Origin of the sequence: Veillonella sp. R32, assembly GCF_010093125.1 — a bacterium.
Taxonomy (GTDB): domain Bacteria; phylum Bacillota; class Negativicutes; order Veillonellales; family Veillonellaceae; genus Veillonella_A.
The window spans coordinates 12,793-32,496 of sequence record NZ_NMZQ01000043.1 but is presented as its reverse complement, the minus strand read 5'-3'; the positions used below and the strand labels follow the sequence as shown (position 1 = coordinate 32,496).

Sequence of the window (19,704 nt, the reverse complement as noted above, 5' to 3'; positions counted from 1 at the left end):
AATTAAACCTCCTTCTCTACGGCTTCTACCATTTTTTTACTTCTACGTCTTGCTTTTGGTTTTTCTTCTATCGTTTCAGCGGTCTTTTCTTCTACCACTTTTTCAACTTCTTCATTTGCTTTTTTATCAGCGTCCGTCAGACCTTCAGCTAAAACACCATTAGCATAGAATGTATTATCTCCGTCACATTCAAGCACATAAACTTCATCGTCACGACCTGTATCAACAATTTCAGTCACACGATCATAATCATGTACTGTCATAATTTCATCACCAATAACTAATTCTGTGAGCAGTTTCCATCCATCACGAGTTTTAAATTTCTCGGTTTCTGTTGTATTAACAGCGGTTCGAGTAGTTTTTAACGTGTAAATATGTTTAGTTCCCATGTTATGTAATTTAATAACATTAATAACATTGCCCAATGTAAGTACTTGGTCTCCATCATTGACTACTTCAATATTTACTGCCCCTGTAGGTGTTGCAATGTCTGTTCCTGCAGGAAAACAAAAACCACCAACAAGACCTGTAATAAAGTTGCCACTGCCTTGTTGTGATGTTGAGGATGTATTTCCACTACTTGCTCCATATCTTGCTCTCATCATTGCCTCCCATAAATTACTATTTGGACTATTTAACGCCGCACTTAAACTATATAAACTTGTTGGATACTGTACTGCATTTTGCTGTGCTGTGCCACCATACTGCAATGGATTATAAGCCATCGTTTCTGCCTGGTTAGTTAATCCACTGCCCGTATTAATACCACTTAAAATATTTGAATAAGATTGATTAGCCAAATTAGCTTGATTATTCAACCCATTCATATTATTGCTGTACTGATTATTCCATAATCCTTGTTGAGCATTAATACCGCTTAAATTATTAGCAAATCCATTACTTGCCAATTGTGCAGCCTGTCCTAAATCACTGGCATATTGATTAGCCAATGTATCGCTTGCATTCTTACTGATACCATTAAAGGCCGTATCCGCTTGACTACTGTTAATCACTCCACGGCTAGCCAATCCTGATAACGTATTACCTACTGTATTTTCAAGTGAGTTATTTAACGCCTTTTCACGATTTTCGCTATACGCTGTAGGTAATTGACCATTAGCAATACCACTATAACTGTTGTTAAAATCTGATAACGCATTTTTATACTGTTCATTAAGGGTATTGGCTGTATTGTTCATGCTATCCATAGCATTACCCATGCTTGAGCCGTACTGAGCGTTAGCACTAGCATTATCTTTCATTGCATTTTGTGTTTGACCGCTCATAGTGTTAACATTATTTAAGTTCTGATTGTTTTGATTCAAATAACGATTATACAAGCCTTGATAGTCAACATTTACATTTGCTCCATTCATGGCATTATTACCCATTTGTAAAGCATTTTTAGCAGCCGGATTAGCTTGATTAATATAATCTAACTGATTAGCTAATGCTTTTTGTTCTTCTTGTGTTGACGGTAATAAATTAACCTTTGTAGATGATTTATTCTTATTCTTGCCACCGCCAAATAACTGTAAATCAAATTTATACATAGTATCTCCTCTCTAATGCACATCGTCATATGTGGCGATAAGCGCATAATATTTTTTACCTCGATACTCATAATCCTCTGTCTCTAGCCGTTGCATATGCCATTTACGCATGTGTGCCCGTGGATTACGAGTTGTAAATGTCAATACATACTTAATGCCGTTTAACCGCATAACCTCTTTTACATAAGGTGCCATAGCCTTAAAAAAGCCATAGGTTTGCAACAAACATATATACTTTTGACCCTCAATCTCCTTTACACACCAAAATAAAAATCCTTGTTTATCAAAAAATTTAAAATAGGTGTAATAGTCATCATGAAATGAGCCGTCTTCCTTATCAAAGTAAAATCCATCAAGATTAACTACTTCTTGAGTGTATCGTTCATAGTCTTCAATCATTTCTTTAAGGTTATTTAGCTTCATTAGCTCTCCCTCTGCCACATATATACCGCAAGGTATGGCTGCATGTTATTGTGAGGTTGATTCTCACCGTCTCCAGCAATTTTATGGCTATGTTCGCCTTCCTCAGATGTTAATCCAGTCCAATTACGAGACGCTAAAAAACTTATCAATCTACCATCTTTAGAGTGATTAGTCCAATTAGTGAAGCCTTGGCCTTCCGCATCATAAGTAAATACACCTGTCACCCCATTCTCAGGACCTACTGTTGCCCAAACATTACCAGCAATCTCCATAGTGCCTCTATTATGTGTGTGTGCTCCACTCGAGTCCGTAAATTCATTATGATTATGCCAAGGAGCTTCCTCAAGAGTTAATGTATGCATGGACTCACCGCCCATAGTACCTGCTTTGAAATTACTTCCTTGCGATAATAAAACTCTACCTTGTTCAATATATGTCCACTTGCCGAACCCAAACAACTCATGAGGATCAGTTGCAATAGTACTGCAGTAAATAGATCCAATTGGATATACTTTATCCAACACATTATTAACAGCTGTATTAATGGCCGTTGTGACATCATCGCTTAATTTATCTAAAGTTACACTTTTATTTTTAATCTTTGTTGTTGTTATGCTGTCATCAGACAAATTGATTGTTTGTATCGTACTATTTCCAATTTGCTTGCTAGTAATCGTATTATCACTACGTTCTAGATAAATAATGTCAGAAACGCTTGTAGATGTAGTTTTGACTGCTGCAATAAACACTCGCACTTTATCAACCCACTGAATGCCGTTATAATAAAACGTTTTAGCTAGCATCTCATTGTAGTAATGCATATTAGTACTTGCATTTTCTGGTGGAGTATTACTAATAACAGGTTTAATAGTTGTACTACCATAATTAATTGCACCCGTCCCAACATTATAATCAAGATACAAATATGACGTTGTATTTGCAGGTACTACCCATGGAGTCGCTCTTGCTGTAATCGATTTAACATAGTCTACAGCTCCATTAATATCAAATCCATTAGCAAAGGTTACTACTACAGGCGTTACTGTGCCATCTATAGCCACTGATAGACTATCACCGCTTAAATAGTTATATTGGCCACCTGATGTGCTGCCGCTTAAAACACGATTGCGCAATCCGCCACCGCTACCATTGCCGTTAGATTTTTTATCTATTTCATCAGCAATATTTAGCATCTCTTGCCGATTTTTAAGGATAGCCTCACGCTTAGTATCACCACTAGGACTATCGTTTAGTGGATATATCTCTTGATATGACATTTAAACCTCCTCGTAATTATAGTCAAACTGCCTAATAGATATAGCGCCCTTTTGTACAAATATCTTTATCTGTAGATTACGATTTGCACCGCCACCGATTTTATAAACCTTGGTATACTCATCTTGAGATAACAAATCACTATAGTCGTGTAATAACACGCCGTCCTCATCGTTTAAGCGCTCATCTTTAGATACAAACTTTATTTGTTTTGGAGTCCGATTACTGATTTGTACATTGCCATATCCATCAATGATATTGTGAGCTACAAAGTCATAATTCATTAATAAAATAAAGAGTTTAGTCGCCAGCCTATTGCCAGAGATAATCGATGTTTGTAACTGCTTACCATCGTCAGTATCTAAACGCTCATCCAACACGCCAATTTTAGTACCATACGCTACATATACGTCTTTGTTATAATCCACGACATCATGTAAATTATGTGTTAATTTGCGTGATGTAAACACACCCCGTCCGTCCTCATATCGAGGGATATAGTGATACAAAAACACAAGATTGCCTGTTTCTGGCTTAATCCAAATCTGTTTTCGACTCGGTACGTGCCACATCTCGCAAGTATCTTTGATATTTTTGATTAAATAAGCGTTGATATTTAATCCAGTTTCAAAAGGTTGTATGTTGGCATACGTATTAGTAGGCATAAATGACATTAAACCGCTATTGCCTAAATAATAGCTACGGTCATCAATGTTAATTGCGCTACCACTGCAATAACCAGTAGTCGATAAAGGTAATACACTAAAATAACCATCAGATGGAGCACCAACTACCTGATACACCTTGCCATACTGCTTGTAAACAAGTATTGATTTACCTAAAAAGTCTAATGAAATAATCGTTCCTTGGTCTTTATAGCCCACATCAACATATTGACCACTCGATGCATCATTAGTGTTATTTTTCCACGATTTATAATCACCAATAGCACTCCAGTACACGCTATGACCATAGATGCTTGATACAATCACACGCCCACTGTAACTGCTTACAAATTCACAAGCAGGACTATCATCAATCGTAATTAATGTGCCACTACCTGTAATAGCTTGTAGCTTGCCACCACTAGCAATTAATACATCGCCATCATAAATGTGATATTTAGGCTTTTTTGTACCTGTTAATTGCCCGATTAATTCATGTGTATGCAAGTCAGTATAATAAAGATTATTACCACTATTGAAATAAAACCGTTTACGGTTAATATCGTAAAACAAGCTTTCTACTTCAATACCTGCATCATAAGCAATTCTTACACCTGCCACAGTTCGTAATGCACCATCAGTTCTGTCAAATTCGCATTGTAAGGCTTGCACAACACTTTCAATACCAATATTCTCTGGACTCGTTGACCAATCAATGCCCAATCTAAAACCACGAGTACTAGCAAGTAATTTCTCACCCATGCTAATACCCCCTTGATTGTTGAATGAGTTGTGTCAAGCTATCAATAAACCCTTTATCAAATCCTGCATATTCAATCATCAATGATTTTTTCTTAACCAAATAAGAAACTAGCTGCACTAAGTAATGAGTATATAACTCTGTAAAAGGAATACTATCTGCCATATTAGCAATATGTGTTTTTTTCACCGCATAATATACATCTCTTACTTCTTTTTGCCCGTACGTCTCAAAAGAGCCATTGTTAATAGTAATAGGATATCCTTGTTTAGGCACAAACTGCATAAATCCAACAGGAATAACATCGTTATTATTAATAGATTTACGCTTAATGACTTCACGATCTTTAATGGCAGTTAATATCATAGATAAGTGGTCAATGGCTGCATTAATATAAGGGATATATTCTTTTTCATTGTCTAAAATCTCATTACTTTCAAGATTAATCTCCGTAATCAGTTCGCTGACCACCATAATCGTAATACCCCCTTGCCATTACTACACCTGTGTTACCACCGCTTTGATTAGCTAACTCTGATAATCTTGCTTGCCACATAGCTACCAATCCATTAATATCCATTTGCATCACACGATACACAATATAATCAACTAACATTGTCTCAATCTCCGCGATATAACCGCTCTCACCATCTAACATCATGTAATCAACGGTCGGAACATACTCAACTTCTATGGTCTCTTCTGCATCTGCATCAAAAGCGATATTCTTAAGTTGACTTACCGTATAATCATCAATCTCTTGCCCATCAGCGGTTACTTTTAACACGGCAATACAATTAGTAGGTAACTCTACTTTTCCAATGCCTGTAGATATATATGTCCGCTTTACATATGATGGAAACACACTAGCAAGTAAATGATTAAGCAAGTGATTGCCTTCATTGTAGAATTCTAATAATTTATACGGAGTATAAGTTTCGTGCCCCGTATCATCAATCTGCATAAAGGCACGATTAAGTAATTCTTTGATAATCATATAATCGCTCCTACAATTAAAGGGGAGTTGTTACACTCCCCCCTTTGTTAAAACACTAATTAATCCTTTTTGCCGCCGGTGATGACTTGAATAACACCATAATCCTTGCTATTGTATTTTGACTTTTCAATGCCTGCCATAATGCTGATACCATTACCCTGTACGTTGCCGTAATCATCATCTTGTGCAATATGACGTGGTTCACTAGCTACACCAAAGCATGCAGCTTGTGTACCCAATAACAAGTTGCGATTAATGGTTGCTCCACTAGCACCCGTATCAGATGTTACTACTCGTTCATATTCATAAAGTACAACACCGTCATATTCACCCAAAGAACCTGAGAAAATAGGGTTTTTAGCACCACGCACATTAGCATTTTGCTGTGCGGCTTGCCATACAGGGTCTTCTTTGAGATCACGAGATGCCCAAGGGCTTACAAGCATAATATATTTATCTTGACCATCGATTTTAATCGGATTAACTTTTGGTGCATGCATTTTAGCCTTACGGCGAGCAGCGCTAATTAAGCTGCAAGTCAATTTATCAGTAGCTGCAGTGCCTGCCACAGTACCAGCAGTGGCAGCATACATTACTTCGCCTGCTGTTGGATTAGCAGACAATTTAGCCATAAGCGTATTATCCAAATAATCGGATAACCACTGAGTTAATGCACTTTTAATAAGTGGCAAGTTATCATAAGGGCTTTTCTGGTCCTCTGCCTCATAACGAGTAACAGCGTTACGGATCAAGTCAACAGTTACGCTAAAATCATAAATGCTTAACTGGTCCTCTTTGCCTTTTAGTGTGGCACGTGTACCAACTACACCATCACCTGCTAAATTCATAGCTAAACCAAAGGTTACTTTATCGCCTTTTACTTTCTTTAAATCCGCATTTTTATGTACAACATTCTTGCCATCCGTAGATGTGAATTTTTCAAAATAGCTATCCTTTACTCCTTCATGCCATACTTTTCGCGCCCACAATTTAGGGACGAGATTTGTAGGGATTGTCAATTGATTAGCCATATCTGCCATAATTTATCGCTCCTTATCCGATTAACTCTTTAATCTGTCGCTGTAGGCTCTCTGGCAATTCTGCCTCACGCCCTTCGGCAACGATTTTTATTAATTCATCATCAGTAATAGTACCCAACGCTTTACCGTTGCCACCGCCTAATGCATCCGCTTTTGGCAAATTTGATGCCTTTTCTAACGGATTATTAATAGGTGGCTGTATGGCTTGTTCATTGAGCTTGCCACGCAATCGTTCAACAAACTTTGTAATTACTTCAAAATCTTGTTGTGTACCTACACCTGCTCCGGTTCGAGCAAATGCCGCATCAATCGGATTAGACTCAGCACGTGTCATTCCATTAAGTTCATCTTGCGCTATTGCCAACATGTCTTGGAAATCATCTGCTGACTGAATAGACTGAATAAAAGCGATGTTTTGATTACGCAACACCATCCGCTGTTGTTGCTGTTGAGTCACCACATACTTAATACGCCCTTGCTCTTCCAAAAGTTGAGCATATTTTTCGGGGTCCGTATACATCAAGTCTTCCATATTATCAATTCCGAGTTGTTGCATAGCAGTTTTCTTTGCAAATTCATTAATATTAGAGACTTCTTCTGCCGTTAATGTAACTGGTGCGGATTGTTGCCTAAATTCGTTTAGTTTTTTCTCAGCTTCTTTACGGCGTTTTCGTTCAGCCGCAAGTGCCTTGTTTAAATCGCCATGATTTTCTTCAGTAGCATTGGTTGATTCCTCTACATCTGCATTTCCTTCACTTGATGGCTCACTCTCAGAGTTAAGAGGGGTGTCTGATTGCTCACCTGTTGGTTCATCGGTAACATCAGTAGACTTATCATCAATTTCTACATCTTTTAAATCTTCAGCTGTTAAACCATACTCTTCTGCATTCACTACATCTTTTACATCATCGTTCATAGTTATCTCCTTTTTAATTAGTTTATCGTCAATAATCGGGACGAAAATTAATCGCAGTTTATCGACATTGCAGGTCGAATTGATTAGTTATCGTCATAATCAGACGGAGTAGCTATTCTTAAACCGTCCACTATCATTGATAGGCTACGTGCTTAAGCATTCGCATGGAAATCAGTTTAGCGTCATGATCAGGACAATTTATTTACATTTCCGGCGGCATGCCTTGTGGTGGCAATTGCGGTTGTTGCTTTGCCTGTTCTTGCAGTTGCTGTTGTGTAAATCCTTGTTGCGCTTGCATCGCACTATTAATTTGTAATTGGTCATTACTGCCTTGTGCTGCAAGCCGTTCTGCCATAATTTGCTGAGGTGATATATTTACTCCAATTGTCTGTAAGTATTCACTTAACGCTTCTGCAGGTAAGTCTTTTACATTAGCACTCAATCGTACATCAGGCTGTGCTGGCTGACTGCTACGCTCTTTAAGCATTCGGAGCATCTCATCCTTGTCTGGAAAATCCATGTATTTAACGATGATTTCCATTGGAATATCCGCACCACTTTGTTTAGCTTCAAGTAATTGATAAAGACTTGCCTTGCGTGCGGTTGCGGATGCCTGACTAGTAATGATCGTGATATCGAAATCAAATGCTGACAAGTCATACAGTACTTTTTTAACAGGATTGCCGTCTTCGTCATATTGTTGCTGCCCGAATTGGTCAACTTGTGGTTGTTCAACCATTGCTTGATTAAGATTAGGTTCAATATGAACAAATTCTGCTTTGCCATCATCACCTAAAATACGCATTGCTTTCTGCTCATTATAATATTGAGGTATTAATCCGGCTTTTCCTTTTTCACCCCACAAAATCAACACGATTTGACGCTCTGACTCTTTGGCTTTGTCAAAAATATCTGCGGTCTGTACTGTTGTAACAGATTGTCTTAAATCAATCGCTTTACCGCTCATGGCACCGATAGAGCCACTTAAACTCTCAGGCGTAATACCACTTATCGTATAGAAGTCACTATTGGCTTGGTTCTCAAGCTCCATATTCCCGATTGACTGATTAGCCGGTAAGCCTTCATTGTACGTTATTCCCGGCGGCAAGAAAATATTGGCGCCCGGTTGTGTAATATTATCTTTAATCGTCTTTTTAATGCGTTCATCCGTTACGCCGTGCCACATTCTAACGCCTAATGCTTGCTGATTAACGATGTGCATGCGCTGACTACGATTTTTATTAAGCTCACGTTGTGCATCTTTAATATCACGCACAACGCCTGCAGGTTCTAATCGGTCATCGTCTGCATTTTCACCGCTGTAATAGCAAAATTGAAAAACCAATGGAAATCGCCCATGACTATAAGGACTTTCGCTATCCTCTAATAACACATCATCTGCAAAAGTGGCATATCTAATCTTTACATCCGGTATCTCTTGACCTTTAACACCAAGCGCCTTGGCCAATCCATACAAGGGGCTATTTTCCTCAACTACGCCATCTGACGTCACATAAATAGTCTTCGTAGTGTATTCCTTATACCAATACTGAACCACTCTAACCTTCTGTAAGTCTTTGTCATACCATCGAGGATATGCATTAGTTACTTCCTGTTCAGTATCATCATATTTGTGATATAAACGTTCGATTTCTTCAGCCTTATCAGGATATACTTGCTTTAATTTTTCTTTACTTTCCCACGTATAACGACCGCAAAACATAGCATCCGATAAGTCTTCTCGTACGCTTTCAGGGTCTTTAAATACATCAAATGGGCTCATGCGTTCAATCAGCACTTGTCCATCCATCTTAGCGTAATCAAAGTCATACGATACCCAATACGCACCTAATCCGCACGTCACTACGTCACGGAATACCTTTTTCTTTTCACGCTGATAGTTAGTCCTATCAAGCACATATTTTGTAATGCCTTTAGCAACACGGCTAATGCGGTCATCCTCTTCTGACCGAGGCATAAAATCCGGCTCAGTTTCATTTTGAGCTGCATAACCACACAATAGATTAACTACAGGTCTGATGCGGTTGATTGTAATGCAAGGTCTGTTAGCATCTTTAAGTATTTTCTTATCACTATCAGTCCATTGCTTGCCTTGAACAAACGCATAGTCTTCGTGTGCCTCTTTTCGCCAGTCCTCATTGATGACTAATGCACGTTTTACATTCTCTTTTGCAGTTAACACATCAAACATAATTAGTCATCTCCTATTCAACCAATTCAGAACCGTAAATCATGCGATACATTTCTTCGAGTTGCCACTGTGGCATATGACTTGCAAATTCAGCTAACTGCTCATCCGTAAATTTAGCCGGAATTACAATGCCATTTTCAACCCGTTCTCCATACTCACTTTTTAGCACTTTATAGGCGTAATCACGTAACGCCCTATCACTCATCACACGCCCCATGCACTGTACTCCTCATTATCTCCATCAACATATTTATAGCCATCGTTAAATTCTTTTTTGACATCATACGCTGATATAGGTCTACTCATTAGCATGTATCTAAACGCATCATACGCATGGTCTTCTTGATCAGTGTCTACATCCTCTACATTACGCTTACTATACGTAAGTGCTGGCAATGTTCGTATAAGATTTTGGCAAGTCTCAAATATAACTACCTTCCGTTGTCGCAGTCTTTCATGCACTTGCATCTTACCTGCAATGCGGTCATTATCCGCTTTATCCCACACAATACCTTCTGTTGCAAAGATTTCTTGAATAGTCGGTCCATCGTGTCCAGTTCGTTGCCAAATAGCCGGGTCAGCCACACCATACCAATCTTTCATAAACTTGCATTTACGAGCGACTTCACGGGCTGTTTCTTGCGTGCCAACATTCGGTTGCCCTTGTTTACACCCATATATCTCATGCGTGATATATATCGTGTTATCTTGGTCAACTGCCGCTCCATATATTGCATATGGTTTAGTAAACCCCCAATCCATTGCTCGTAATCGAGTCCAATTACTAGGTATATCAAACGGTTTAACTACATGGATATCTCGGTCAAACTCCTCAAAAACCTGTCCCTCAAAAATATCCCAATTGCCATCCTTATACGCTTTACGTAATTTGTCAGGCAGTGTATCAAGATTATCTATATAAGTAGTCGCTAAATACGGATTATCATCAACTTTGGCCTGTACAAAAGCTATCCTATCAGCAAATTGTTGCAAGTTTTTTGGGATGTTACGGTCTATAAAAAGCGATTTCACCCACATGTGACCTTTGCCACCAGGGTTTGTCCCTCCAAAAAATTTAGTATCCTCAATTCCTGTCCATCTAAGTCGCATACGCAAAAAATCAAAGACATTTTGCTCATTAAGTGTCATTTCATCAATGGCAATTGCTGCAAACTCACTCGATAAATATTTTTCAGGACGGTCAAGATTACGAAAACATATCACTCCATTGCCCCACTCTGGCTTTAGGACAAACTCATGATCCGTAGTCTTATAATCCCCTAACCATGAAGGAAACTCCATTCGGATTTTACTTATTTGTCTATCTTTAAGTGATGGATAGTCCTCGCAAAAAATGCCAACTCGTATACCTTTTAAACCAGTTTTGATAAACCAATTAATCAATAGATATACCATTGACCAACGCAATATATACGATTTACCTCCGCCTGCAGCACCACCATACAAGATATACTTGTTGTTAAGCACTGATTTTATAAACTCACGTTGTCTAGCTGTAGGATTGATTACATCATTTAGCAAGTTGATATGCTTACTCTGCATTAACATCACCTACTGTCAACAACACATTGTGACTTTGTAAATCCTCTTTGTTAATCTTGTCACGCCAGCTTTCACGTCTGCGATTCTTTAACCAAAAGATTAATGCAGTTACATTAGGTGGCTGATGTTTGCGTACCACACGAGTTACAACAAGTTCAACTTCGTCTGTCTCATCATTTTTACGCAGCTCTTTAATTACTTCGTCATAGCTATATCCCATAGCCGATTTAATAAGAGTTTCCTCAATTTCATCATCTATGACGTCTTTACCCTTTTTTAGGGCCTTAGCTATCTGTGGAAACCGCTTTTTCCACTCATAAAGAGTGACTGCACTAATCCCCATTTTTTGAGCGATATCCTCATCGGTATACCCATTGCGAGCAAAGCCTTTGAGCAATGTTAAATTATCTGGCTCAAGCCATTGTTGATATTTACCTTTTGCCATAGGCTCTCCTCTCGTTTTAAAAATAATGTTAGTTAGCAAAAAAGGCCCTCTCGGACCCTTTTGCTCTTAATGTTAGGAGGATGATAGTTGCTAGCCCCATCCAGCGCAAGTAAGGGGATAGTAAAGAATACACATGAAAGGAATTACACAAAGGAAAATAGAACTTACAATGTCCCCTATGGTTATATTATATTAGCAATCAAGAGTTGCTATTCTCATCATGAAAAATAGGGCGCAACTTTAATTAGCTACGCCCTCTGCTTAATAAATATTTATTATTTTTTTTGCTACTAATTGTAGTACCATACTCGTAATAACACTATCAAGTCGCCTATAGTATGTCTGGTGACTGATACACTCATCATTAGCTGTTACTCGCCAATACTCGCCATCGATATAACGCTTTAATGCAATACGACGACAATCACTATCAACACTAGCTAACGCTAAATCAATAGCATTAAGTACTACTTTAGGATTGACAATCACTCGGTCACAAACCTTTATTGATTTTAAACGGTTATCTTCTGGCAATTGTACTACTAAGCTATTAATTTGCTGATAATGGGACAAATACCACTCCGCCTCATTTTTAATTTTGCTTAAGTCTATATTAATCACCTCTCAACTATTGCATTATTTGCACAAGTTGGTGCATCATACCAATACTCTTTCCACATCATCTACAAGGAAACTATTATGTGCCATATGCCATTTATGCACCCACTCTTTAAATGCTTGATTTAATCTACTTTCCAAGTCTGTCTTTTTATAATCGGGCAAATCTTCTAAATAACTTTCACCCCATTCATCAAGTTCATTACAACACGCTTCTTGTAGTCTTTCAATGACATCATCCACATCAATTTTTGCTTCAAAACAATAAGCTTGACCTACATAAAAATAAGTCACATCCGACTTATGCAATGGCTCAAAATCAATCTCATCTTCAAAGTAGTAACCCTCTTTACTTTCTAACCCCTTTAAAACCGCTTCAATAGCTTCATCTTTAGAGTTATATTCAGCTTCGCCAAATCTTTCTCCATTCAATGAGACTGACCACTTGCCACTAGGTACCAACATAATTTACACCTCCATAGCTTTAATCGCCCAATTTACATATACATCGCACTTGCTCAAATCCTGCACCTCATCATCTTTTTTGCCCGCTCTAAACAGATACTTAAGGGCATTGCCTTTGCACCAGCCCTTATACTCCTCATCACTTAATACGGATCTAATCACATCCACACTCTCGATGTCTAAGCCACGCAGCTTATAATGACTAGGACTATGCACCATATCTACTTTCGCTTTATTTTGTGCAATCGCATGATTATTACAATTTAAATAATATTGGTGGTAATCTTTGACAGCTTTTTCTACTTTATTCCGATTAAATTCGGTTGCATTTTCATCGTATCTATCCTCTGCCTCTGCTACCGCACGACGTAATCGTAAAGTATTGCTATCAGCGGGCATTTTATCAAAGTCGATTACCATATCAATGATATCCAAAACTTCTAAAGCATACATAATTAATTCTCCTTTCTAAGAGTACACCATTTTGTTGACGTCAACAAAATCGCAAAATACTAGACTCTACTTGCCACTGTCTTATCAGCCTTAGTCCACCAAGCAACGCTAAAATAATAATAATGATTATAATTATTTAACGCTGTGATAAACCCTTTATCGTCTAACTTATTACGGATACGCTGCATGTAGCTATCACCTACATCACGCCGTACTGTCAAATCTACAAAATCATGACCAAGATTAGCCTCATCTTTGATGCGTTTTAAAATTTTGCGATACTCCATCCATGCAGCCTTGTATTTATACCTAGCAGTAATCCCCTGCATATTGCTAGCATTAATCGTCATTACTACCACTCCTTTATTAATTGCCCGTACTACCTATCCCGCCTACACGCTCTACTGTGACATCATCGTCATCAGCAAGTAAATACTCACAAAAGATACCCTGCATTACACGGTCACCCTTATCAATCAATACAGGAGCCTCTCCGTTATTAACCAACATCATTTTAATAGTGTTACCCGTGTCAAAATAATCACTGTCGATTATCCCAGTGCAATTAGTAAGCGTTACACCTCTACTGCCTAAACTAGACCGTATATGACAAGCTAAATACTCATTTTTATTGCAATACACTCTCACACAGCTATCAATCATTACCTTGTCACCTGGTTTTATTAATACCTCGACAGGTGATACAAAATCATATCCTGCGCTACGAGATGTGCTACGTTTTGGTTTGCTTACGCTATCATTGGTAACTATAAACCCTCTTTTCATTTTTGCTCCTCCAAATCAATATCCAACCATTTTGCCCAATATTTTTTATTTGGCCATAGTATTACTCCTGCCAAAGATACATACATGATTAATAAATTATCAACATACCCAAATATCCACCGTAAAAAGGCAATAATAAATACAAAACTAAACAAACAATCAATATAATGACATACATCAAATAAATATTTTTTCATCGCCTTGCTCCTTTAACATTTTAAATTCTGGACACAATAAATATACTTGGAGCTCTAAAATGTGTTTACTTGCTTTAGATATACTTATGCAATGTTCTTCTAATAATTCTGCAAATATTTCTTCTTTTAACTTACCACCTAAAGATGCTTTAATTAGACTAGACTGTACCTCTTTTAAAAGACTATTCGCAGCATCTAACTTCATAACTTGTTTTTGAATAAATTCATTATATGCATTCATAGTTTATACTCCATTACTTAATTCACTTTCACGATATAAATTAAACCAATCATCAGCCGTCATAGTAACTAACCACTCACAACGATTCTTACGATGAAATACAACTGGTGTACGGCCAAGCTTTTTAGCATCACGTTTAGCTTGGCCAATTGCATCATAAATATTAAGCCGTTCTACTCGTTTAACCTCTGCATGTATTCCGGGTAACCCGCTTACATCTGCTGCATCTCCTGTATTACCACAATACTGCTGCATACGTTTTACATTATCAAATCCCTGTTCCCGACAAAGAGCAGCAAACTCACGTTCACCACGAGCGCCTTTATCACGACTATTCATCATGCCACCTGCCTTCTAAAACGGGATATTCTCTTCATTACCGCCACCAAAGCTATCAAAATTAGATGGCTCATTTGCCTGTGCCTGTAATGACTGCCCTACAAAGTTAGCAATAACTTCAGTAACATAGCGTTTTTGACCGTCCGCAGTTTCATAAGAACGGGTATTCAAACGACCTTCAACGAAACAACGGTTACCTTTGCGAAGATTACCAACCGCCTCCCCTAATTTCCCCCATACAACACAATTAATGAACGAGGTTTGTTCCTTCTGTTCATTGGTTGTGGAATCAAAATATGTGTTTGTCGCAGCCACTGTAAATGTTGCTACGGCTTTACCTGTTTTAGTAAAGCGTACTTCTGGGTCACGAGCTAAATTGCCTAATATCTGTACTGAGTTCATAATTCCCTCCATTCCTCTTTACGCAAACTAGGTCCTGATAGTGTAATAATCTGATTTGTACTACCTAGTCTGTCAATAACACGCTCATCATAACGTTCCTTCAATTCTTTGATTTTCAGGTTAGTTGTTATAATAGTCGATTTAGAACGTTGATTACGTTCAGCAATAATTGACATGATTCGTTTTAGCATAAAGCTCTCTTCCTTATCTTTGCCAATATATTCGCCACCTAAATCATCTAAAACCAATAACGCACAATTTTTAATTCGTTGTTCAAACTCATATCGCTCTTCTTGATCACGAAAACTCATAAGTTTATCCAGCAGCGAAATCATAGAAATAAAATACGGACTTTGCTTATTCTGAATTGCCTCCTTCATAATCGCTACTGCAGCTGTCGTTTTACCTGTTCCTACAGGTCCTTTAATAATCAAGCCTAAACCTGCATCTAGTTTATGTACTACATGTTCTGCGTACTCCTTAATAACATCAAAAGCTTCTTTATTTTCATCTAATACTGTCATATCTTCTAAAGTAACTTTTTGATAACGCTTATAGATGCCGTAATACTCCCAATTAATAGGTTTAAAAATGGTCGGGGTCATTGGCCCAATCAACCTCTCCCGCTCCATTGCTGTTTGTCGATACTGCTCGATTCGCTGTTTTAAATTGCTCATTGCTTTGCCTATGTGTTCCAACTGCTTCAACCTCCCACGGTTTATCTGTTAGACTATACTCACTTTGCCATCGCCTTAAAATACCTCTTACATATGACCATGACCGCTTATTCCGAGTTACCGCTACTTCCATAGCCGCTTTACACCATTCACTACAATATGTATCTACATCATCAAGTATCATATCTTTAGAAAGACCTGATACTGTACCAAATCCATTTTCAACATATGCATTAAATAAATCATTCAGTCCATCTGTAGATGTAGTAGTATATACTTTACTTTCCTTTACTTTCCTTTGTGTACTTTCTCCGGAGTTTATTAGGTTTTCTCCAGAGTTAACTAAGTTTTCTCCAGAGTTAACTATTTTTTCATACGGTTTCATAGAAATGAGCAGAAATCTTGCGTCATAACATACCTCACTTCTTTTTGACCGTTTACAAGTATCAAAGTACTGTTCTTGAATGGCTACTGAAGTAAGTATGCCGTTGTAATCTCCTTTAGCCTGACCTTCATCAGTACCAAATAGATTCGCCATATTCGCATTGAAGAACCCCACTTGAATCGCCTTTACGACAATCTCTCGCACAGTGCCAACTTTTAGACAGAGTTCGTCCGCCACGAAAGCCAGCGTATCATCATCCCACCGCATGTAATACCCTTTATCTTTGTAGATAGTACATAGCAGGTTGACTAGTACGGAGGCAGCTGTTGCTCCAAATGCTCTAGTAAGTCGCCTTACTTTTTTATTTTCAAAGAAATCCGTATCCAAAGGAAAATAACTAATCCCTGCCTTTCTTGGCCTACTCATAGATACTCCTTATGGATGCCAGCAAGCCACCTACTAGTAACTTGCTGGCTAATTTAATTTACCAATTACCTTACTGTTCGAGTTGCTCAGCTGCTAAAATGGCGGCCTTCTCCTCTTCAGTTAATTCATTATCATTAACTGCTTCATCAATAACTTCCCCCGTTTCTGCATTAATATATGTGCCATCTACTTCAATTGTTTCAAAATCAGCTTCCAGTGTGCCGTCATGATCTTTAATAATGCCACCATCCGTTTCAATGGCTTTAGTGAGACGCATTTCAATAGATAGAATCCCATATTTACGAATTAAACGTTTAAGTACTGTTTTAATGGCCATACTATGAAAATCTGCAATTCCCCATTTATCAGTACCACCTTTATAAGTTTTACTATACTTACGAGCATGTGCTTGCATTTCGGACATACTCATATAAATATACTTCTCAAACCCATTAACAAGCTTAAAGTACGCCATATACCCTACAATTTCATCACCAGTTCGTTCTCCAAATTCAAACTCACCAGTAAATCGATTCGTATCCCGAATTTCACCCTCATAGACTTCACAAGCATTAATTGTCTTGTATTGTCCAGTTCTCATAGCAAGCTGAATATACCCCTTATATCCCATCTGAAACTGCGCTTCATTACCATAGGGGACAATATAGGCATACCCTAAATTTTGATTAACTGGTAAATCTAAGGCAGCTGCCATAGATCCTGCTGCAATTACAGTTTTAGGGTCTGCTTTAGCAAGTAATTTATTGTTATTAGCAACCGACAATAAACTACTAATAAAGCCTGGGGCTTTATTACCCAATAACTCATTAAAACGCTTTTTTACATCATCCGAAGCTAACATCCCGCTTAATGTAGTTGGAACTTTAGTAGCTGGTTTAAGATGATTATTTTTTAATGTAATGCCATTTGTTGTTGCCATAAGTTATTTCGCTCCTTTAATATCAAATCGACGACTTGGTTGTCCTTGCACTGTATATGCAGCAGCTAGCTGTGGATGGTCATTTTCAAATCGCTTTGTATCAAATTTTTTACGTCCTGCTACTGGTGACCATATGACTGTATATTGGTCAATAATTCCTTTTTCATTAGCACCTAATAACTCAAATAAATGACTTTGTGCTTCTGTCTTACGTGCTTTTGCTGCTGTTTCATCAGCTTTAGCCTTGTTATATTGTTCAATGTAAATTTTAGCCGTGTCTGGTAACTCGATAGATTTTCCATTACTTTTACTATGTAATTCTTTAAGCAGTTTATTGCACCGCTCAGAATCATCAACAGCTGGCATAATATTTTGCTCTACCATATTCCAAAACTCCCGACCAGCCTCGATAATTGCCGTAATGACTTCTTCGTTACGAGGTATTTCTTTATAAAAGAACTCATTGCCACCACACAGGCAAGCAATCCACCAAGATGAATAACCCGTTACCGCCATATAATGTTGACACTGAATATAATAATCATCAGGTACTTGATCACCTTCCCACTCATCACGTTTAAATGCATTAGCCGTTTTACATTCAAGACCTGCATCAAGCCCGACAATATCTCGGTCAATATTAGCTAAAAGAAACGGATATTCAATAGACTGCAAGGTATAATTATTATTTCGTACACTATATCCAGTCTGAATAGTAAATTCTTCAGCTACTAACGCTTCCAACTTTGTGCCCCAATATGTAAAACGAGTTTCTTCCACATTAACCTCATTACTAGTTTTTTCTAGCCATACATCCAATGGTGACTTCCATTTGCTAAGACCCATAATGGCTGCCATGTCACTACCACCAATACCAGTCTTTCTAAAAGCTAACCACTCTTCGTGGGTTGCTATCTTAGCATCAAACACTTTTTTATATATCATTTTCACTACTCCTGTGTTATACTAAAAATAGATAATTTTACTGTGTCCCTTTAACCGTGCCAGCGGTTGAGGGGCTTTTTTTATACATGACGTTTACCCAACAATTCTGCAGCAAAGTAACACGCTGTGGATGTTGCCACCACCGCCCAAATTGTCACACCGTCAGCTTGGCCAACGTCAACAGTGCCGACTGTGGCAATCAGGCCAAAGCCAGTAACGCTGTACAAGATGGGTCTAATCAAATCATCAATTACACGCATATCATCACTCCTCTACTAACCCACTACTCATCAAAAGTAACTCTGCTGTTGCTTTTTTGATGAGTTCTTTTAATTTTTGATTTTCTAGCTTAAGTTTTTCATTGTCAGCTTTGATTGACCGATAATTCCAAACGTTAAACTCATCTTCGATTCCACATAATGCATCGATTTCTTTTTTGCTAAATCGCATTTTAGGTACATCTTTAAGCCGATGGATTATGCGCTTATCAGCCATTGCATATACTGATTTTTCTGAAATACCAAGCATTCTAGCTACATCAGATACACCGTAAGTTCTACATTCCATAATTCTCACCTCGCTTTATGTTATAATCACCTTAGAAAGGAGGTGATTATAATGTCTGTATTTTTAATTAGTTATGATTTAAATAAACAAGGTCAAAATTATACTGACCTAATCAAAGCTATAAAAAGCTATAATAGTTATTGCCAATGTTTAAACTCTCAATGGCTAATTGCAACAAATGATTCTTCTAATACTGTATATAACCATTTAGCACCTAAAATTGACAATAACGATAGATTATTTATTGTTCAAGTAGTCCAACCTTTGCAAGGATGGTTATCTCAAGACGTTATTGACTGGATAGAACATTATTCAGCCCTTGGTCATATTCCTCGCATTTAAAACATCGTCCATCTGACAATTCAATAAAATATATTGGTCTTAAGTTTTCGTGATATTTACAAGTGCTAATTT

Annotated in this window: 28 protein-coding genes; 1 reads left to right on the top strand and 27 read right to left on the bottom strand. The window is 37.8% G+C overall.

Annotated elements, in window-relative coordinates; translation table 11 throughout:
• Positions 1-2 precede the first annotated feature (2 nt).
• From VER_RS08700 to VER_RS08570, 27 genes are all read right to left on the bottom strand, one after another.
• Positions 3-1,553 (bottom strand): Hint domain-containing protein, encoded by a 1,551-nt coding sequence (locus tag VER_RS08700; protein WP_162100440.1) that lies wholly within the window; start codon positions 1,551-1,553, stop codon positions 3-5.
• A 12-nt stretch (positions 1,554-1,565) separates the two neighbouring features.
• A complete protein-coding gene (locus tag VER_RS08695) occupies positions 1,566-1,976 on the bottom strand; it encodes a hypothetical protein (protein ID WP_162100439.1) in 411 nt (136 codons plus the stop codon).
• Positions 1,976-3,253, bottom strand: coding sequence for a hypothetical protein (locus VER_RS08690; protein WP_162100438.1), 1,278 nt, complete (start codon positions 3,251-3,253; stop codon positions 1,976-1,978). Before VER_RS08690 ends, VER_RS08695 begins: the two co-directional genes overlap by 1 nt.
• The gene (locus VER_RS08685; protein ID WP_162100437.1) at positions 3,254-4,678 is read right to left on the bottom strand and encodes a hypothetical protein; all 1,425 of its coding nucleotides are present in this window, start codon (positions 4,676-4,678) and stop codon (positions 3,254-3,256) included.
• Between the two features lies 1 nt (position 4,679).
• On the bottom strand, positions 4,680-5,150 hold the full coding sequence (locus tag VER_RS08680; RefSeq protein WP_162100436.1) for a hypothetical protein: 471 nt from the start codon (positions 5,148-5,150) through the stop codon (positions 4,680-4,682).
• Positions 5,119-5,673, bottom strand: a complete 555-nt coding sequence (locus VER_RS08675; RefSeq protein WP_162100435.1) for a hypothetical protein — start codon at positions 5,671-5,673, stop codon at positions 5,119-5,121. The genes VER_RS08680 and VER_RS08675 overlap by 32 nt, the downstream gene beginning before the upstream one ends.
• Positions 5,674-5,732: 59 nt before the next feature.
• The gene (locus VER_RS08670; RefSeq protein WP_162100434.1) at positions 5,733-6,713 is read right to left on the bottom strand and encodes a N4-gp56 family major capsid protein; all 981 of its coding nucleotides are present in this window, start codon (positions 6,711-6,713) and stop codon (positions 5,733-5,735) included.
• A 13-nt stretch (positions 6,714-6,726) separates the two neighbouring features.
• Positions 6,727-7,629 (bottom strand): hypothetical protein, encoded by a 903-nt coding sequence (locus tag VER_RS08665; RefSeq protein ID WP_162100433.1) that lies wholly within the window; start codon positions 7,627-7,629, stop codon positions 6,727-6,729.
• A 202-nt stretch (positions 7,630-7,831) separates the two neighbouring features.
• Complete coding sequence (locus VER_RS08660) at positions 7,832-9,607, bottom strand: hypothetical protein (RefSeq protein ID WP_162100432.1); 1,776 nt, start codon at positions 9,605-9,607, stop codon at positions 7,832-7,834.
• Positions 9,608-9,854: 247 nt separating this feature from the next.
• A complete protein-coding gene (locus VER_RS08655) occupies positions 9,855-10,058 on the bottom strand; it encodes a hypothetical protein (protein WP_162100431.1) in 204 nt (67 codons plus the stop codon).
• Complete coding sequence (locus VER_RS08650) at positions 10,046-11,065, bottom strand: hypothetical protein (protein ID WP_162100430.1); 1,020 nt, start codon at positions 11,063-11,065, stop codon at positions 10,046-10,048. The genes VER_RS08655 and VER_RS08650 overlap by 13 nt, the downstream gene beginning before the upstream one ends.
• Before the next feature lie 328 nt (positions 11,066-11,393).
• On the bottom strand, positions 11,394-11,849 hold the full coding sequence (locus tag VER_RS08645; RefSeq protein WP_162100429.1) for a helix-turn-helix domain-containing protein: 456 nt from the start codon (positions 11,847-11,849) through the stop codon (positions 11,394-11,396).
• Between the two features lie 261 nt (positions 11,850-12,110).
• Positions 12,111-12,422, bottom strand: coding sequence for a hypothetical protein (locus tag VER_RS08640; protein WP_162100428.1), 312 nt, complete (start codon positions 12,420-12,422; stop codon positions 12,111-12,113).
• 84 nt (positions 12,423-12,506) lie between these two features.
• Entirely contained in the window at positions 12,507-12,932 is a 426-nt protein-coding gene (locus VER_RS08635) for a hypothetical protein (protein WP_162100427.1), read from the bottom strand.
• A gap of 3 nt (positions 12,933-12,935) precedes the next feature.
• Complete coding sequence (locus VER_RS08630) at positions 12,936-13,385, bottom strand: DUF3310 domain-containing protein (RefSeq protein WP_162100426.1); 450 nt, start codon at positions 13,383-13,385, stop codon at positions 12,936-12,938.
• Positions 13,386-13,444: 59 nt separating this feature from the next.
• A complete protein-coding gene (locus tag VER_RS08625) occupies positions 13,445-13,735 on the bottom strand; it encodes a hypothetical protein (RefSeq protein ID WP_162100425.1) in 291 nt (96 codons plus the stop codon).
• A gap of 16 nt (positions 13,736-13,751) precedes the next feature.
• Complete coding sequence (locus VER_RS08620; RefSeq protein WP_162100424.1) at positions 13,752-14,171, bottom strand: dUTP diphosphatase; 420 nt, start codon at positions 14,169-14,171, stop codon at positions 13,752-13,754.
• Positions 14,168-14,368: a hypothetical protein gene (locus VER_RS08615; protein ID WP_162100423.1), complete on the bottom strand. Its 201-nt coding sequence runs from the start codon at positions 14,366-14,368 to the stop codon at positions 14,168-14,170. Before VER_RS08615 ends, VER_RS08620 begins: the two co-directional genes overlap by 4 nt.
• On the bottom strand, positions 14,349-14,609 hold the full coding sequence (locus tag VER_RS08610; RefSeq protein WP_162100422.1) for a hypothetical protein: 261 nt from the start codon (positions 14,607-14,609) through the stop codon (positions 14,349-14,351). Before VER_RS08610 ends, VER_RS08615 begins: the two co-directional genes overlap by 20 nt.
• Positions 14,610-14,612: 3 nt before the next feature.
• Positions 14,613-14,951, bottom strand: a complete 339-nt coding sequence (locus VER_RS08605; RefSeq protein ID WP_202922152.1) for a hypothetical protein — start codon at positions 14,949-14,951, stop codon at positions 14,613-14,615.
• 12 nt (positions 14,952-14,963) lie between these two features.
• Positions 14,964-15,350 (bottom strand): single-stranded DNA-binding protein, encoded by a 387-nt coding sequence (locus VER_RS08600; RefSeq protein ID WP_162100421.1) that lies wholly within the window; start codon positions 15,348-15,350, stop codon positions 14,964-14,966.
• Entirely contained in the window at positions 15,347-15,955 is a 609-nt protein-coding gene (locus VER_RS08595) for an ATP-binding protein (RefSeq protein ID WP_162100420.1), read from the bottom strand. Before VER_RS08595 ends, VER_RS08600 begins: the two co-directional genes overlap by 4 nt.
• Entirely contained in the window at positions 15,936-16,838 is a 903-nt protein-coding gene (locus VER_RS08590; RefSeq protein WP_162100419.1) for a Lin1244/Lin1753 domain-containing protein, read from the bottom strand. The genes VER_RS08595 and VER_RS08590 overlap by 20 nt, the downstream gene beginning before the upstream one ends.
• A gap of 70 nt (positions 16,839-16,908) precedes the next feature.
• A complete protein-coding gene (locus tag VER_RS08585) occupies positions 16,909-17,778 on the bottom strand; it encodes a recombinase RecT (protein WP_162100418.1) in 870 nt (289 codons plus the stop codon).
• A 3-nt stretch (positions 17,779-17,781) separates the two neighbouring features.
• Positions 17,782-18,723 carry a YqaJ viral recombinase family protein gene (locus VER_RS08580; protein ID WP_162100417.1) on the bottom strand — a complete coding sequence of 314 codons (942 nt, stop codon included), beginning with the start codon at positions 18,721-18,723 and terminating at the stop codon, positions 17,782-17,784.
• An 80-nt stretch (positions 18,724-18,803) separates the two neighbouring features.
• Positions 18,804-18,965, bottom strand: coding sequence for a hypothetical protein (locus VER_RS08575; protein ID WP_238390197.1), 162 nt, complete (start codon positions 18,963-18,965; stop codon positions 18,804-18,806).
• A 22-nt stretch (positions 18,966-18,987) separates the two neighbouring features.
• Complete coding sequence (locus VER_RS08570) at positions 18,988-19,290, bottom strand: helix-turn-helix domain-containing protein (protein WP_162100415.1); 303 nt, start codon at positions 19,288-19,290, stop codon at positions 18,988-18,990.
• A gap of 51 nt (positions 19,291-19,341) precedes the next feature.
• Between VER_RS08570 and VER_RS08565 the strand changes: the two genes are divergently transcribed.
• The gene (locus tag VER_RS08565; protein WP_162100414.1) at positions 19,342-19,632 is read left to right on the top strand and encodes a hypothetical protein; all 291 of its coding nucleotides are present in this window, start codon (positions 19,342-19,344) and stop codon (positions 19,630-19,632) included.
• The last annotated feature ends 72 nt before the right edge of the window (positions 19,633-19,704 follow it).